General features: G+C 65.0%; 15 protein-coding genes and 1 pseudogene. 8 read left to right on the forward strand and 8 right to left on the reverse strand.

The genetic code is table 11. The features are described 5' to 3' along the window. Positions 1-101: 101 nt before the first annotated feature. The 6 genes from rplI to ppsA form a co-directional block, all read right to left on the reverse strand. Positions 102-554 carry a 50S ribosomal protein L9 gene (gene rplI / locus N8A90_RS22225; protein WP_262077402.1) on the reverse strand — a complete coding sequence of 151 codons (453 nt, stop codon included), beginning with the start codon at positions 552-554 and terminating at the stop codon, positions 102-104. Positions 555-566: 12 nt separating this feature from the next. Then, entirely contained in the window at positions 567-848 is a 282-nt protein-coding gene (gene rpsR / locus N8A90_RS22230; protein ID WP_007830781.1) for a 30S ribosomal protein S18, read from the reverse strand. Between the two features lie 21 nt (positions 849-869). Then, positions 870-1,175 (reverse strand): primosomal replication protein N, encoded by a 306-nt coding sequence (priB, locus tag N8A90_RS22235; protein WP_262077403.1) that lies wholly within the window; start codon positions 1,173-1,175, stop codon positions 870-872. Between the two features lie 4 nt (positions 1,176-1,179). Continuing rightward, positions 1,180-1,554, reverse strand: coding sequence for a 30S ribosomal protein S6 (gene rpsF / locus N8A90_RS22240; RefSeq protein WP_153285067.1), 375 nt, complete (start codon positions 1,552-1,554; stop codon positions 1,180-1,182). Between the two features lie 126 nt (positions 1,555-1,680). Then, positions 1,681-2,163, reverse strand: a complete 483-nt coding sequence (locus tag N8A90_RS22245) for a hypothetical protein (protein WP_262077404.1) — start codon at positions 2,161-2,163, stop codon at positions 1,681-1,683. 159 nt (positions 2,164-2,322) lie between these two features. After that, entirely contained in the window at positions 2,323-4,716 is a 2,394-nt protein-coding gene (ppsA, locus tag N8A90_RS22250) for a phosphoenolpyruvate synthase (protein ID WP_262077405.1), read from the reverse strand. 200 nt (positions 4,717-4,916) lie between these two features. Between ppsA and N8A90_RS22255 the strand changes: the two genes are divergently transcribed. Further along, entirely contained in the window at positions 4,917-5,738 is an 822-nt protein-coding gene (locus tag N8A90_RS22255) for a pyruvate, water dikinase regulatory protein (RefSeq protein ID WP_262077406.1), read from the forward strand. 56 nt (positions 5,739-5,794) lie between these two features. Here the strand turns inward: N8A90_RS22255 and ahpF are convergent, their stop codons facing one another. Both ahpF and ahpC read right to left on the reverse strand, forming a co-directional pair. Continuing rightward, positions 5,795-7,393, reverse strand: coding sequence for an alkyl hydroperoxide reductase subunit F (gene ahpF / locus N8A90_RS22260; protein ID WP_262077407.1), 1,599 nt, complete (start codon positions 7,391-7,393; stop codon positions 5,795-5,797). 92 nt (positions 7,394-7,485) lie between these two features. Further along, complete coding sequence (gene ahpC / locus N8A90_RS22265) at positions 7,486-8,049, reverse strand: alkyl hydroperoxide reductase subunit C (protein WP_262077408.1); 564 nt, start codon at positions 8,047-8,049, stop codon at positions 7,486-7,488. A gap of 247 nt (positions 8,050-8,296) precedes the next feature. On the opposite strand from ahpC, the gene bfr reads away from it, so the two are divergent. From bfr to N8A90_RS22300, 7 genes and pseudogenes are all read left to right on the forward strand, one after another. Next, positions 8,297-8,773: a bacterioferritin gene (bfr, locus tag N8A90_RS22270; protein WP_262077409.1), complete on the forward strand. Its 477-nt coding sequence runs from the start codon at positions 8,297-8,299 to the stop codon at positions 8,771-8,773. 190 nt (positions 8,774-8,963) lie between these two features. Beyond that, a pseudogene (locus tag N8A90_RS22275) lies at positions 8,964-9,613 on the forward strand (PepSY-associated TM helix domain-containing protein). Between the two features lie 22 nt (positions 9,614-9,635). Beyond that, the gene (locus tag N8A90_RS22280; RefSeq protein ID WP_262077410.1) at positions 9,636-10,163 is read left to right on the forward strand and encodes a DUF2271 domain-containing protein; all 528 of its coding nucleotides are present in this window, start codon (positions 9,636-9,638) and stop codon (positions 10,161-10,163) included. A gap of 35 nt (positions 10,164-10,198) precedes the next feature. Beyond that, on the forward strand, positions 10,199-11,005 hold the full coding sequence (locus N8A90_RS22285; RefSeq protein ID WP_262077411.1) for a DUF4198 domain-containing protein: 807 nt from the start codon (positions 10,199-10,201) through the stop codon (positions 11,003-11,005). Positions 11,006-11,079: 74 nt separating this feature from the next. Then, positions 11,080-12,036, forward strand: a complete 957-nt coding sequence (locus tag N8A90_RS22290) for an FAD:protein FMN transferase (RefSeq protein WP_410087731.1) — start codon at positions 11,080-11,082, stop codon at positions 12,034-12,036. Positions 12,037-12,077: 41 nt separating this feature from the next. Then, positions 12,078-13,427 (forward strand): sulfite reductase subunit alpha, encoded by a 1,350-nt coding sequence (locus N8A90_RS22295; protein ID WP_262077413.1) that lies wholly within the window; start codon positions 12,078-12,080, stop codon positions 13,425-13,427. A gap of 266 nt (positions 13,428-13,693) precedes the next feature. Then, on the forward strand, positions 13,694-16,024 hold the full coding sequence (locus tag N8A90_RS22300; RefSeq protein WP_262077414.1) for a catecholate siderophore receptor Fiu: 2,331 nt from the start codon (positions 13,694-13,696) through the stop codon (positions 16,022-16,024). Positions 16,025-16,069 lie beyond the last annotated feature (45 nt).

Here is a 16,069-nt window from a genome sequence, read left to right on the forward strand (position 1 = left end):
TGGATAAGCAGTGGCTTGCCGGTGCAGCAACAGGGACAACACCAAAAAGAAAAAGCCGCCCGAAGGCGGCTTTCGCGACGCGCCGAGGCGCGCGGGCAGACTTAGGCGCTTTCGCCGTAGACCGTCACGGTGATGTCGACCACCACATCGGTGTGCAGTGCAACGCTCACCGTGCTGTCGCCGACGACCTTGATCTGGCCGTTGGGCATGCGCACTTGCGACTTCACGATCTTGTAGCCTTGCTTGTTGAGCTCTTCAGCGATGTCGCTGTTGGTGACCGAACCGAACAGGCGGCCGTCGACGCCGGCCTTCTGCGTGATCTTGACCGCCGTGCCAGCGAGCTTCTCGCCCTGGGCTTGCGATTCGGCCAGCTTGGCGGCCGCAGCCTTTTCGAGTTCGACGCGCTTGGCTTCGAATTCGGCCTTGTTGGCTTCGGTGGCGCGGCGGGCGCGGCCCGAGGGAATCAGGAAGTTGCGTGCGTAACCGTCCTTGACCTTGACGATTTCGCCGAGGGTGCCGAGGTTGACGACCTTGTCCAGAAGAATGACTTGCATGGTGTCTGCTCCTTAGACGCGGTGCTGGTCGCTGTACGGGACCATGGCCAGGAAGCGCGCGCGCTTGATGGCGGTGTTGAGTTGGCGCTGATAGATCGCGCGCGTGCCGGTCAGGCGTGCGGGAATGATCTTGCCGTTTTCGCTGATGAAGTCACGCAGCGTGTCGATGTCCTTGTAGTCGATCTCTTCGACGCCAGCGACGGTGAAGCGGCAGAAGCGCTTGCGCTTGAACAGCAGCGACTGGGTGTTGCGCTTCGGGCGCTTGTCTTTGTTGAATTTCTTGAACGTGGCCATTTCGGGACCTCTCTTCGAAAATTAATCTTGCTGAAAATCCTGGATGTGCAGCACCGGATGCTTCGCCGTCCCCGGCGTCGCCAGGAAGCCCCTGAACAACCAGAGACTGCCCAACGCCTGCTTCGCGAGCCGCTCGGCCACTGCGCCGAAGGCCACGGCCTTGAGGGCCGCCTTCACCTGACGGGGCTTGCCGGCTTCGTCGACCGTCGACTCGTGTTCGAGTCGCAGATCGAGGGCAGGCAGACCGGCAGGCGTGAAGCGCAAGGCGCCGAGTTCGGCAACGCAGGCCGTCAGCAACAGCTGATTGGCCGCGGCAGCCGGGCTCACACCATCAGTTGTTGTTGGCGGCGTATTCGGCCTGCTGAGCCTTGCGGGCTTCTTCGCGCTCGACCGTCTTCATCATCGACGAAGGACCGGTGTCGGCCTTCTTCTTCTGAACGGTCAGGTGGCGCAGCACAGCGTCGTTGAACTTGAACGCGTGTTCCAGCTCGGCCATCACGGCTTGTTCAGCCTCGATGTTCACGCACAGGTAGTGCGCCTTGTTGAGCTTGTTGATCTGGTAGGCCAGCTGACGACGGCCCCAGTCTTCAACGCGGTGGACCTTGCCGCCGCCGGCCGTGATCAGGCCCTTGTAGCGTTCCAGCATGGCCGGAACCTGCTCGCTCTGATCCGGATGGATCAGCAAAATGATTTCGTAATGACGCATGGCACTCCTTGTGGATCTTCCGTAGAAGGGATAAAGCCACCCGCAGCGTCGGCGCAGTGTGGCAAGGCAAAGCCGGCGATTATAGCAGTGCCGCTGGCTCGACCCACAAGTGCGCAGACCAAAAGCTCAGATGCCCAACGCGCGATCCAGCACGGCGGCCTTCTCGGGGCCGACTGAAGCGCGAATCTTGGGTGCGAGGGCGAGGAGATCCTCGTAGGAACTCGTCCCCTCGACTGCAAGGTTGAGCCGGAATCCTCGCAACCCCAAGCTGCCGGTCAACTGCGTGGCGACCGGGTACGCATCCTTGTAACGCTGCTGCAAGGATCGGCCGGCATCCGAGGCGCCGACCTCAAGCGCAGGCGCAGCCACGGCGACCGACTGCGGCGCCGATGGCACGGCCTGCCCGGTTGTTTGGCCCGTTTGGCCCAGCAACCCCAGTTCGATCATCTGATCGACGTCCTGCGCTGTCACGCCCTCGCAGGCTGTCAGGATGTCGCCGACCGAGCGGCGGCCGTCGAAGAGGATGAAGGCGGAGCGTTGCCGCGGTGTCAGCCGGATCGAACGGTCTTTGAAGACCTGTTGGCCGGTCTCTGTCTTGACAAGAATCATGGCGCCCTCGACAGGAGTGTCTCGATCGGCCAGTTTGACAGCAAAAACGCAATTTGTTGCAAATATAACCGGCTGACGCAGGAATTACGCCGAACATCAAGCCCGTGCGCGCGTTGCGCAGATTCGACATCTGCGCAACGCCCTGCCCAGCCCGGCCGCTCAGCGATTGGCCAGCTGCTGCCAGGTGTCGATCACGCTGTCGGGATTCAGAGAGATCGACTCGATGCCCTCGTTGGCCAACCACAGCGCAAAGTCCGGATGATCGCTGGGCCCCTGGCCGCAGATGCCGACGTACTTGCCTTGCGCCTTGCAGGCCTTGATGGCGCGGCTGAGCATGGCCTTCACCGCCGGGTCGCGCTCGTCGAAGTCGGCCGCCAGCAGTTCGAGACCCGAGTCGCGGTCCAGGCCCAGCGTGAGTTGGGTCAGGTCGTTCGATCCGATCGAGAAGCCGTCGAAGAACTGCAGGAATTCGTCGGCCAGGATGGCGTTGCTCGGCACCTCGCACATCATGATGATCTTGAGTTCGTTGTCACCGCGCTTGAGGCCTTCCGCAGCCAGAAGATCGGTCACGCGCTCTGCCTGCTTCAAGGTGCGCACGAAGGGCACCATGATCTGCACGTTGGTCAGCCCCATGTCGTTGCGCACCCGCTTGAGCGCCTCGCACTCCATCAGGAACGCCTCGCGAAATTCCTCGCTCACGTAGCGCGCCGCGCCGCGGAAACCGAGCATCGGGTTCTCTTCTTCCGGCTCGTAGCGGCTGCCGCCGATCAGCTTGCGGTACTCGTTCGACTTGAAGTCCGACAGGCGCACGATCACCGGCTTGGGCCAGAAGGCGGCGGCGATGGTCGCAATGCCTTCGGCCACCTTGTCGACATAGAACGCCCGCGGCGACGCATGGCCGCGCGCCACCGATTCGACCGCCTTCTTCAGATCCGCATCGACGTTCGGGTAGTCGAGGATCGCCTTGGGATGCACCCCGATGTTGTTGTTGATGATGAACTCGAGCCGCGCCAGGCCCACGCCGTGGTTGGGCAACTGCGCGAAGTCGAAGGCGAGCTGCGGATTGCCGACGTTCATCATGACCTTCAGGTCGATCTCGGGCATGGCGCCGCGCTTGACCTCGGTCACCTCGGTTTCGAGCAGCCCGTCGTAGATGAAGCCGGTGTCGCCCTCGGCGCAGCTCACGGTCACCAGCGTGCCGTCCTTCAGCCGATCGGTGGCATCGCCGCAGCCGACCACGGCCGGAATGCCCAGTTCGCGCGCGATGATCGCCGCGTGGCAGGTCCGGCCGCCGCGGTTGGTGACGATGGCGCTGGCGCGCTTCATCACGGGCTCCCAGTTCGGGTCGGTCATGTCGGTCACCAGCACGTCGCCGGCCTGGACGGTGTCCATTTCGCTGATGTTGTAGACCAGGCGGACCGGACCGGTGCCGATCTTCTGACCGATGGCGCGGCCTTCGGCCAGCACCGCACCGCGCCCGAGCAGCTTGTAGCGCTGCTCGGCCTTGCCCTGCTGCTGGCTCTTCACCGTTTCGGGACGCGCCTGCAGGATGTAGAGGTGGCCGTCGGTGCCGTCCTTGCCCCATTCGATGTCCATCGGGCGGCCATAGTGTTCCTCGATGACCAGGGCGTATTTGGCCAATTGCTCGACATCGGCATCGCTCAGCGAATAGCGGTTGCGCAGTTCGGTCTTGACGTCGGTGGTCTTCACCAGCTTGCCGGTGGCGGCTTTTTCCTCGGGCGAGGAGAACTCCATCTGGATCAGCTTGGAGCCCAGGTTGCGGCGGATCAGCGCGCGCTTGCCGGCCTTGAGCATCGGCTTGTGCACGTAGAACTCGTCGGGGTTGACGGCGCCCTGCACCACCGTTTCGCCCAGGCCGTAGCTGGACGTGATGAACACGACGTCTTCGAAGCCGGACTCGGTGTCGATGGTGAACATCACGCCGGCCGCGCCCAGGTCGGAGCGCACCATGCGCTGCACGCCAGCCGACAGCGCGACAACGTCATGTGCGAAGCCCTTGTGCACGCGGTAGCTGATGGCGCGGTCGTTGTAGAGGGAGGCGAACACCTCCTTCATCTTGTGCAGCACCTCGTCGATGCCGACCACATTCAGGAAGGTCTCCTGCTGCCCGGCGAAAGAGGCGTCGGGCAGGTCTTCGGCCGTGGCCGAGGAACGCACGGCGAAACTCGCCTGCGGGTTGCCCGCGCTCAGGGTGGCGAAGGCGTCGCCGATGGCTTTCTGCAGATCGGCCGGAAACGGCTGGGCTTCGACCATGGCACGGATTTCGGCACCGGCGGCGGCCAGGGCGCGCACGTCGTCGGTGTCGAGCGCGGCCAGGCGCTTGCTGATCTTGTCGGCCAGGCCGTCGTGCGCCAGGAACTGGCGGAAGGCATGCGCCGTGGTGGCGAAGCCCGTGGGCACCCGCACACCCTGCGGCAACTGGGAAATCATCTCGCCGAGGCTGGCGTTCTTGCCGCCGACCGACTCGACGTCGGTCATCCTCAGGTTTTCAAACGGTACGACCAGGGCGGTCGCGTCGAAAAGTGCAGACATGGGAAAGCTCCAGAAGTTAAAACTTGCGGCCCATGCGGACGGCGCTGCACGATCGTTCTCGTTGCTGTGGGTGCGGGCGCGGTGGGCATGGGGAAATTCGGGGTGCGAGAAATGCGGTTGGTGGGGGCCGGAATCTCGATAATGGCCCGGATTGTAGGCGCGCACCCGCCGGGCGTGCCGAAGGACAAAACCGCCAAACCATGACCACACGCTCCGTTTTCTTCGTCTCCGACGGCACCGGAATCACCGCCGAAACCTTCGGCAACGCCGTGCTGGCGCAGTTCGAGATCAAGCCGCGCCACATCCGGCTGCCCTTCACCGACACGGTGGACAAGGCCCACCAGGCGGTCCGGCAGATCAACCACACGGCCGAGATCGAGGGGCGGCGTCCCATCGTCTTCACCACCCTGGCCAACATGGACGTGCTGGAGGTGATCGAGACCGGCTGCAAAGGCATGCTGCTCGATATGTTCGGCACCTTCGTGCGGCCGCTCGAGATCGAGCTGGCGATGAAGTCGAACCACCGCATCGGCCGTTTCAGCGATGTCAGCAAGAGCAAGCAATACAACGACCGGATCGCGGCAATCGACTTCAGCCTGCAGCATGACGACGGCCAGAGCAACCGCGACCTGCAGGGCGCCGATGTGATCCTGGTGGGCGTCAGCCGCAGCGGCAAGACGCCGACGTCGCTGTATCTGGCGATGCAGCATGGACTGAAGGCGGCGAATTACCCGCTGATTCCGGAAGACTTCGAGCGCCTCCAGCTGCCGCCCGCGTTGCTGCCCCATCGCAAGAAGATCTTCGGCCTGACCATCCTGCCGGAGCGTCTGAGCGAAATCCGCAACGAACGTCGCCCCAATTCGCGCTATGCCAGTCTCGAGAACTGCCGCCACGAGGTGAGCCAGGCCGAGGCGATGATGCGCCGCGCCGGCATTCGCTGGCTCAGCACCACGACCAAATCGATCGAAGAAATCGCCACGACCATCCTGCAGGAGCTGCAGCCGCAGCGGCTGACCTACTGACAAAAAAAGAGCCACCGCAAGCGGTGGCCTTTTCGTCGGATGCGTGTCGCGTGCCCTCAGGCGGCCACAGCTTCCGCGTCGATCTTCGCAGTGTCGACGGCAGGCGCTGGCGTGCGGATCAGGTGGTCGAAGGCGCTCAGCGCAGCCTTGGCGCCGTCGCCCGCGGCGATGATGATCTGCTTGTACGGCACGGTCGTCGCGTCACCGGCCGCGAACACGCCCGGCACCGAGGTCTGCCCCCGCGCATCGATCACGATCTCACCGTGCTTCGACAATTCGACCGTGCCCTTGAGCCAGTCGGTGTTGGGCACCAGGCCGATCTGGATGAACACGCCTTCGAGCGGCACGGTGCGGCTCTCGCCGGTCGCGCGGTCCTTGTAGACGAGACCATTGACCTTCTGCTGATCGCCGGTGATCTCGGTCGTCTGCGCGTTGGTGTGGATGGTCACGTTCGGCAGGCTCTGAAGCTTGCGCTGGAGCACCGCGTCGGCACGCAACTGCGTGTCGAACTCGATGAGCGTCACATGGCCAACGATGCCGGCCAGGTCGATCGCCGCCTCCACGCCGGAGTTGCCGCCGCCGATGACAGCGACGCGCTTGCCCTTGAAGAGCGGGCCATCGCAGTGCGGGCAGTAGGCGACGCCCTTGTTCTTGTACTCCTGTTCGCCGGGCACGTTGATGTTTCGCCAGCGCGCACCGGTCGAGATGATCACGGTGCGGCTCTTCAGCGACGCGCCGCTCTCCAGCTTGACCTCGACATAGTCCTTGCCGGGCACCAGCGCGGCGGCGCGCTGAAGGTTCATGATGTCCACGTCGTAGGCGCGTACGTGCTCTTCGAGCGCCATCGCGAACTTCGGCCCCTCGGTTTCCTTGACCGAGATGAAGTTCTCGATGCCCATGGTGTCGAGCACCTGACCGCCGAAGCGCTCCGAGGCGACGCCGGTCCGGATGCCCTTGCGTGCGGCGTACACGGCCGCCGCCGCACCGGCGGGGCCGCCACCGATGATCAACACGTCGAACGGGGCCTTGGCGGCGATCTTCCTGGCTTCGCGCTCCACACCGCTGGTGTCGATCTTCGCGAGGATCTCTTCGAGGCTCATGCGGCCCTGGCCGAACTCGGTACCGTTGAGGAACACGGTGGGCACCGCCATGATCTGGCGTTCCTTGACCTCGTCCTGGAAGGTACCGCCCTCGATCATCGTGGTGCGGATGCGCGGGTTCTGTACCGCCATCAGGTTCAGCGCCTGCACGACGTCCGGGCAGTTGTGGCAGGTCAGCGAGACATAGATCTCGAACTCGAAGTCGCCGTCGAGTGCGCGGATCTGGTCGAGCACTTCTTGCTCGACCTTCGGGGGATAGCCGCCGATCTGCAGCAGGGCGAGGATCAGCGACGTGAATTCATGGCCCATCGGCAGGCCGGCGAAGCGCGGGCCATGGTTTTCACCCGGGCGATTGACCGAGAACGAAGGCTTGCGATGGTTGTCGTCGCGGCTTTCGGTCAGCTTGACCAGTGGCGATGACTCGGCGACGTCCTTCAGCAGCGACAGCAGCTCGCCGGAGGCCTGGCTGTCGTCGAGCGACGCGACGATCTCGATCGGCTGCGTGGCGCGTTCGAGGTAACTCTTCAGTTGGGCTTTAGTGGCTGCGTCGAGCATGGCGGACTCACTTTCGATATTCAAAAACTATCAAACAGGGATAAAAAGACCCGGGGCCTCGTGAGCGCCCGGGGCCTTCTGGCGCAGGGCGCTTAGATCTTGCCGACGAGGTCGAACGACGGGGCAATGGTCTTGTCGCCATCGTTCCACTTGGCCGGGCAGACCTCGTTAGGGTGCGCGGCGGTGTACACAGCGGCCTTGAGCTTGCGCAAGGTTTCCTTGACGTCACGCGCGATCTCGTTGGAGTGCACTTCCATCGTCTTAATGATGCCGTCGGGGTTGATCACGAACGTGCCGCGCAGCGCCAGACCTTCTTCGGGGATGTGCACGCCGAAGGCGTTGGTCAGCGTGTGGGTCGGGTCGCCCACCAGCGGGAACTTGGCCTTGCCGACGGCAGGCGACGTGTCGTGCCACACCTTGTGGGAGAAGTGCGTGTCGGTGGTCACGATGTAGACCTCGGCACCCAGCTTCTGGAACTCGGGGTAGTTGTCGGCCGCGTCTTCGACTTCGGTCGGGCAGTTGAAGGTGAAGGCCGCCGGCATGAAGATCAGGACAGACCACTTGCCCTTGAGTGTTTCGTCGGAAACCTCGATGAACTTGCCATTGAGGTAGGCCTGGGTCTTGAACGGTTGGACTTGGGTGTTGATCAGGGTCATGGTGCTTCCTTGGCGGTGCAGATGAAGAAAAGGGTGAGCCATGATTATAGCTACCAAATTTTGCTAATCGATAGCAAAGAACTATCAATTGCATCGGGTCCACCTATGAATCCACGAGCGGTACAGCCCCCATCGAACACGAACGCCTATCACCCTCACCCGCATACAGACCGGCTGCGCATGGGATTGCTTGCGTGCCCCTGCGAGCCACACAGACAATCGTTGTTTCAAGAACAAGGAAGAACACATGAAGGGCGACCCACAGGTCATCGAACACCTCCAGGCGCAGCTCAAGAACGAGCTCACCGCGATCAACCAGTACTTCCTGCATTACCGCATGCTGAAGCATTGGGGCTTGGACAAGCTGGCCAAGAAGGAATACGCGGAGTCGATCGGCGAAATGAAGCACGCCGACTGGCTGATGGACCGCATCTTCATGCTGGACGGTCTGCCCAACCTGCAAGACCTCGCCAAACTGAACGTGGGCGAGGACGTCCCCGAACTCCTGGCCTGCGACCTCAAGGCGGAATATGGCGCGCAGGCCACCATCAAGGCCGGCATGGCCCACTGCGAGACGGTGCGTGATTACGTGTCGCGCGACCTGCTGCAGAAGATCCTCGACGACACCGAGGAACACATCGACTTCCTGGAGACGCAGATCGATCTGGTCGGCAAGGTGGGTCTGCAGAACTACTTGCAGTCGCAGATGGGCGAGTTCGAGTAAATCAGCACGCGGCGAATCCAAGAGCGGGACTTCGGTCCCGCTTTTTTTGCACTTTACGCAACTTCACATGCTATCGAATATATAGCATGAGAATGCCACGCAACGGTCCTTTCGGACATTTCATGCGGTGAAGGGCACCAACGCAAATAGCAGTGATTCTCATTTGTAAGGCTAGAATTCTCGCCTTCAAATGACCTCCACCGCCTCCCCCGACAACCGCCGCCGCGCCTATTGGCTCAAGACCCTGCACGAATGGCATTGGGTGAGTTCGGCGCTTTGCCTGATCGGCATGGTCCTTTTCAGCGTCACGGGCCTCACGCTGAACCACGCCTCGCAGATCGAAGCCAGGCCTGAGGTCACCACCCTGCGCGGCGAGGTCGACGACAGGCTGCGCGCACACCTCGAACAACAGGCCGTCGAAGTCCGAACGAGCCGCAAGGGCAAGGCGGCGCTGCCGTCCGAGCTTCGGGCCTGGGTCGACAAGACCTGGCAGATCGACACCGGCGACGGCGAAGCCGAATGGTCGGAAGACGAGGTCTATCTCTCGCTCCCCGCCCTGGTGGCGATGCCTGGCTGCGGGTAAGCCTCGGCGATGGGGACATCGAATACGAACGCACCGACCGCGGCTGGATTTCCTATCTGAACGACCTGCACAAGGGCCGCCACACGGGCGCGGCCTGGAGCTGGTTCATCGACATCTTTGCAGCTGCGGCGCTGGTGTTCTCTATCACCGGCCTCTTCATTCTGAAGATGCACGCCGGCAACCGCCCCTTCACCTGGCCAATGGTCGGCATGGGTCTGGTCATCCCGGTGCTGCTCGCGCTGCTGTTCATTCACTAGTTCGTCCCAAGAAAGGTTTCCCGTGCAAGTCCGCTACTCCCTGGCCATTCCCGCGCTCGCGGCCCTGTTCGGCGTTCCCGCCGTCGCCGCCGGCCTCGGCGCGAGCATCGAGGTGCCGCGCCTGAACGCCTCCGAATACCACCGCCCCTACGTGGCCGCATGGATCGAACGGGCGGACAACAGCGTCGCCGCCACCGTGGCTGTCTGGTACGACGTTCGCACGCGGACGAACAACCCCGAAGGTGAAGGCACCAAGTGGCTCAAGGACCTGCGCCAATGGTGGCGCCGCACGGGCCGCGAACTGCAGGTACCGATCGACGGCGTGACCAGTGCGACCAAACCCGCCGGCACCCATGCGGTCAGTCTCCCCGACGCCGCCGCCGCGAAGCTCGCACCGGGGGCCTACAAGTTCGTGGTCGAGGCCGCACGAGAAGTCGGCGGTCGCGAGGTCGTGTCCGTCCCCTTCCAATGGCCGCCCACCAAGGCCGACCAGCAGCGCGCCAGCGGCAGCACCGAGCTGGGTGACATCAAGCTCGACCTCAAGCCCTGAGCGTCCACCCGATCCCCCTCACCGGAAAGTCCATCATGACCTTGTCTCTCCGCACCCTCGCTTTCGCCACCGCCTTGACGGCCGTCGGCATGGCCCACGCGCACAACGCCTGGCTGCTGCCTTCGACAACGGTACTGTCCAAGCCCGACACCATCTCGGTCGACGCCGCCGTCTCGAACGACCTCTTCGTCGCCAACCACGCCGCGATGCGTCTGGACAACCTGCTGATCACCGCACCCGACGGCAGCACGGTCAAGCCCGAGTCGGAGGCCAAGCTCAAGCACCGCAGCGTGTTCGACGTGAACGTCGGCGCACCGGGCACCTACCGCATCGCGGTCGTCAATGCCGGTGGCTTCGCGAGCTGGAAGGACAAGGCCACCGGTCAGCAGAAACGCGCCCGCGGCACACCCGAGTCGCTCGCCAAGGAGATCCCGGCCGATGCGCAGGACGTGACGGTCACGCAATCGGTGGGCCGCATCGAGACCTTCGTGACGGTGGGCAAGCCCTCGGCACCGAAGCCGATCGGCCAGGGCCTCGAGATGGTGTCGACCGGCGGCGCGTTCACCGATCTCGCCAAGGGCGAGAAGGCCACCTTCGCGCTGCACATCGACGGTCAGCCCGCCAAGGACCTCGAAGTGACCGTGACGGCCGGCAACACGCAATACCGCGACCAGCTCGCAGAAACGAAGGTCAAGACCGACGACAAGGGCCAGTTCAGCGTGACCTGGCCCACCGCCGGCATGTACTGGATCGACGCCAGCACCATGGACAACAAGACGACGATGCCGCAGGCCAAGGAGCGCCGCCTGAGCTATGCGGCGACCGTGGAAGTGATGCCCTGAGCCTGCCGGCAGTGCGTTCGCAGGTACCTCTCTCCTTCGCCACCTGGCGCGCCGGCGGCTATGCGAACGCGGCCATGCCGCGCGTGGCCGACCCTTCCCGCCTCCAGTCGCTGGCCGGCCGTACCATGGGCACCATCTGGTCGCTCCGGTTCGACAACCCGTCGATGCGGTCGCACGACGCGGTCCGCGCCGCCGTGACCGACGCGCTCGACCGGGTGGTCGCGCAGATGAGTACCTGGGAGCCGGCGTCCGACATCAGCCGCTACAACGCGGCCGCAGCCGGCACCCGCCAGGCGCTGCCCGCTGCGTTCGCCGATGTGCTGGCCTGTGCGCTGTACTGGGCCGAGGCAAGCGGCGGCGCCATCGACCCGACGGTTGGCCCGTTGGTCGCGTTGTGGGGCTTCGGCGCGCAGGCCGCGAATGATCACCGTCCCCCTGCCCGGGCCGCCCTGGCCGGCGCCCGCGCACGCACGGGCTGGCAACGACTGGCCTTCGATGCGGCCGACAGGCACATCACCCAACCCGGCGGCCTGCAACTGGATCTGTCCGGCGTCGCCAAGGGCTTCGCCGTGGACCAGGTGGCCGACGCTCTCGCCGCGATCGGTCTGCAGGACTTCCTGGTGGAGGTCGGCGGCGAATTGCGGGCCGCGGGCCGACGCCCCGACGGCCAACCTTGGCGCGTGCGGCTCGATACGCCGATCGACACCCTGCCTCCCGTGACACTGACCGACCTATCCATCGCCACCTCCGGCGACCGCTGGCACGCGCATGAACACGCCGGCCGTCGCTGGTCGCACACCATCGACCCGCGCAGCGGCAAGCCGGCCTCGCAGGCACTGACCTCGGTCACGGTGCTGCATGCGCACTGCATGCACGCGGACGCCCTCGCGACCGCCCTCACCGTGCTCGGACCGAGCGACGGCGCCGACTTCGCGGCGCGCCACGACGTCGCGGCGCTCTTCGTCTGCCGCACAGCCAACGCGGGTCACCGCGCCATCGCCACCCCCGCCTGGACGGCGCGTGTTTCATGACCGACCTCCCGCCGACGCGACGCCCTTTTCGCAGCTGATCGATGACAGCGCCTCTCCATCGCATCGGGGCTGCGGGCCTTCTCGTGCTCGCGTACGCGGCCATGTGCCTGGCGATCTGGTGGCGCCAGCGCCGTCGCCGTGCCGCGGCCGCCAGTGCCGCCGCGGTGCTGGCCTGCGACGGCGCGCCATCGACGGTGCTGGTCGTCTTCGCCACGCAGACCGGGCAGGCCGAGGCAATCGCCTGGCAGACCGGCCGTGCGCTGCATGCCCAGGGCACACCGGTGCGCGTGCTCTCGCTGAACGACCTCGACGTCACGACCTTGCGCGCCGCACAGCGTGCCCTCTTCGTGGTCAGCACCTACGGCGAAGGCGACGCGCCGGACGGCGCGAGCCTGTTCACCGAACGCTGTATGGGCACGGTCGAAGCGCTGCCGGCGCTGCGCTACGCCCTGCTCGCACTGGGCGACCGCCAATACGCCCATTTCTGCGGCTTCGGCCGCGCGCTCGATGCCTGGCTGCAATCCACCGGTGCCGTGCCCGTGGCCCCTCGCATCGAGGTCGACAACGGCGACCCCGTCGCGCTGGCGGACTGGCATGCGCAATGGGGCGGCGGCGCATCCGAGACCGATGACGACTTCGCGCCTTGGCGGCTGGTCACCCGCGAGCTGCTCAATCCGGGCAGCGAAGGCGGCCCGGTCTACCACCTCGGCTTCCAGGCGCCACACGGCGCGGCGCCCGACTGGCAGTCCGGCGACCTGGTGCAGGTCGCGCTGACCAGCGACCCGTCGCGACCGCGCGACTACTCCGTCGCCTCGATTCCGTCGGATGGCGAACTGCAACTGCTGGTGCGACAGGAACGCCATCCCGACGGCACGCTGGGTGCGGCCTCCGGCCTGCTGACTTCCACACTCGCACTCGGCGACACCGTCGCCATGCGCCTGCGGCCGCACCCGAACTTCCGCCTCGGCGACAACGCCGAGCGGCCGTTGATTCTGATCGGCAACGGCACGGGCCTGGCGGGCCTGCGCGGTCACCTTCGCGCCCGGGCAGCGGCCGGCCAGCACGAGAACTGGCTCGTCTTCGGTGAACGCCGCGCGACCCACGACGCTCTGTGCCGGGGCGAACTCGACGCATGGCAGGCCAGCGGCGTGCTGCGTCGGCTCGACATGGCCTTCTCGCGCGATCAGGCGGAATCCGTTTATGTGCAGCACCGATTGCTGCAGGCGGCCGACGAGGTTCAGGCATGGCTGGCGCGCGGCGCGGCGGTCTATGTGTGCGGCAGCCTGCAAGGCATGGCCGGCGGCGTCGATGCCGCGCTGCGCCAGATCGCCGGCGAGCGACAGATGCGCGAACTGATCGGCAGCGGGCGCTATCGCCGGGACGTCTACTGAGCGCGCGGTCAGCCGCTTGAAGTTGGCGAAGCCATCGCCGCAAGGCGCGGCCGGCAAGTTGTCTCGCAGCAACATCCAGAGGAAATTTGTCATCCCGTGAGAGGGCGTGCAACAAAAGGTATTGATAGTCATTATCATTCCTGGCGCTCCCGCGTCGCGTTTTCGCCCCGGGCGTCTCCACCCAGCCAATCCGCCCGACGCGCCCGCGCGTCTGAAGCCGGACCCGCCAGTCGAGTTCTCAATTGCCGCCCAACTCGGAGAATTCCATGGCACACATCAGAAGCCGCAAGCATGCCGTCGCGCGCACGGCCCCGCCCTTGAGCAGCGCCGCCGCCGCAGCCCTCGTCGCATTTGCACTGCCTGCGGCAGCACAGACCACCACCGCCAACACACTTCAGGAAGTGCGCGTGCAGGACAGTGCAGCGCCCGACTACAAAGCCGACAACTCCGCCAATACGAAATTCACGGCGCCGTTGGTCGACACCCCGCAGACCATCTCGGTGATCAAGGAACAGGTCCTGCGCGAACAAGGCGCAACGACGCTGACCGAAGCGCTGCGCAACACGCCCGGCGCCAGCACCTTCTTCCTCGGCGAGAACGGCAACACCAGCACCGGCGACGCGATCTACATGCGCGGCTTCGACAGTTCCAGCAGCATCTTCGTCGACGGCATCCGCGACCTGGGCTCCGTCTCGCGCGACACCTTCAACATCGAGCAGGTCGAGATCGTGAAAGGCCCGGCCGGCACCGATGTCGGACGCACGTCGCCGACCGGCTACATCAACATGATCACCAAGAAGCCTACGCTCGAAGACAGCTTCTCGGGCTCGGTCGGCTTCGGCAGCGCCGACTTCAAGCGCGGCAGCATCGACTGGAACAAGTCGCTGAGCGGCGAGAACGGCATCGGCGCCGCCTTCCGCCTGAACGCCGTGGTCGAAGACTCGGACGTGGCGGGGCGCGACGACGTCAAGAACAAGCGCAGCGCCTTCGCGCCGTCGATCGCCCTCGGCCTCAACAGCCCCACACGCCTGTACTTCGACTATGTGCACGTGGACCAGGACAACGTGCCCGACGGCGGCGTGCCCACCATCGGCCTGCCGGGCTACCGCGCGCCGGACGGACGCAGCTACCTCAGCAGCGCCGCACGGGTGAACTCGTCGAACTTCTACGGCACCACCTCGGACTTCGACAAGGTCAAGTCCGACATGTTCACCGCACGCGTCGAGCATGACCTCACCCCCGACGTGACCCTGCGCAACACCACCCGCTACGGCAAGACCTCGCAGGACTACATGCTGAGCGCCTTCATGGGCAACACCGCCAACCTGAACACCACGACCGGCGGGGCCACGCCCGGCAATCCCGCCAGTTGGACGATCGCGCGCAGCCTGCCGACCAACAAAGACCAGGTCAACAAGATCTTCACCAACCAGACCAATGTCAGCGCCAAGTTCGACACCGGCAGTCTGAGCCACTCGCTCAACGCCGGCATCGAACTGACCCACGAGGAGCAGGACAGCAATGGCTACTTCGGGGCCAATGCAACGGCCAACGGCACCGCGGTGGGCAATGGCTCCTGGCCCGCGGCCAACCTCTACAACCCCAACCCGAATGTGAGCGGCTACCGCCGCATCCGCAACGGCGCCGACAGCAAGGGCAGCACCGACACGGCGGCGCTCTACGTGTTCGACACCATCAAGCTCAATGAGAAATGGCAGTTGACCGGCGGGCTGCGCTTCGATCACTACAGCACCGACTACCAGGCCGCCACCCGGTCGACCGCGGCGAGCAACCCGACCCTGCCGGTCGGCACGCTGGTGTCGTCGTCGCTGCACACGGGCGACAACCTGGTGACCGGCAAGCTCGGCGTGGTCTACAAACCGGCCGAGAACGGCAGCATCTATGCCGCCTACGGCACGGCCGCACAGCCACCGGGCGGCGCCAACTTCTCGCTGAGCACGTCGGCCAACAGCGCGGCCAATGTCAACTACGAGCCGCAGAAGGCCAAGACCGCCGAGGTGGGCACCAAGTGGGACCTGATCGACAAGAAGCTGGCCGTGACGGCCGCGCTCTATCGCACCGAGGTCACCAATGAAGTGGTGCAGGACCCGACCAACACCGCCGTGTACTACCAGACCGGCAAGAAGCGCGTGCAGGGCATCGAGTTGGGCCTGTCGGGTGCGATCACGCCGAACTGGGGCGCCAGCGCGGGCTTCACCACCATGAACACCAGGGTGGCGAGCGGGCCGACGGTGCTGGCGGACGGCGGTACGGCACTGGCCTACACACCCAAGAACGCCTTTACGTCCTGGACCACCTACCGACTGCCCTTCGGCCTGACCATCGGCGCCGGTGCGCGCTTCAACGGCAAGCTGCTGCGCGGCAGCGACGGTGCCGTGGGTACGCCCGCTTCGGTCGATTCGTACTGGGTGGTCGACGCCATGGCTTCCTATCGAATCAGCAAGAACGTCGACCTGCAGTTCAATGTGTACAACGTGTTCGACAAGGAATACGTCGCAGCCATCAACAAGAGCGGCTACCGCTACACGCCGGGCGCCCCGCGCACGGCCCGCATCACCGCCAATTTCACTTTCTGAGCCTGATCAAAACGTCGCACTGCATGCGGTGCGACACTCGAGCCC

Source organism: Variovorax sp. N23 (assembly GCF_025486315.1).
In the GTDB taxonomy this organism is placed as follows: domain Bacteria; phylum Pseudomonadota; class Gammaproteobacteria; order Burkholderiales; family Burkholderiaceae_C; genus Variovorax.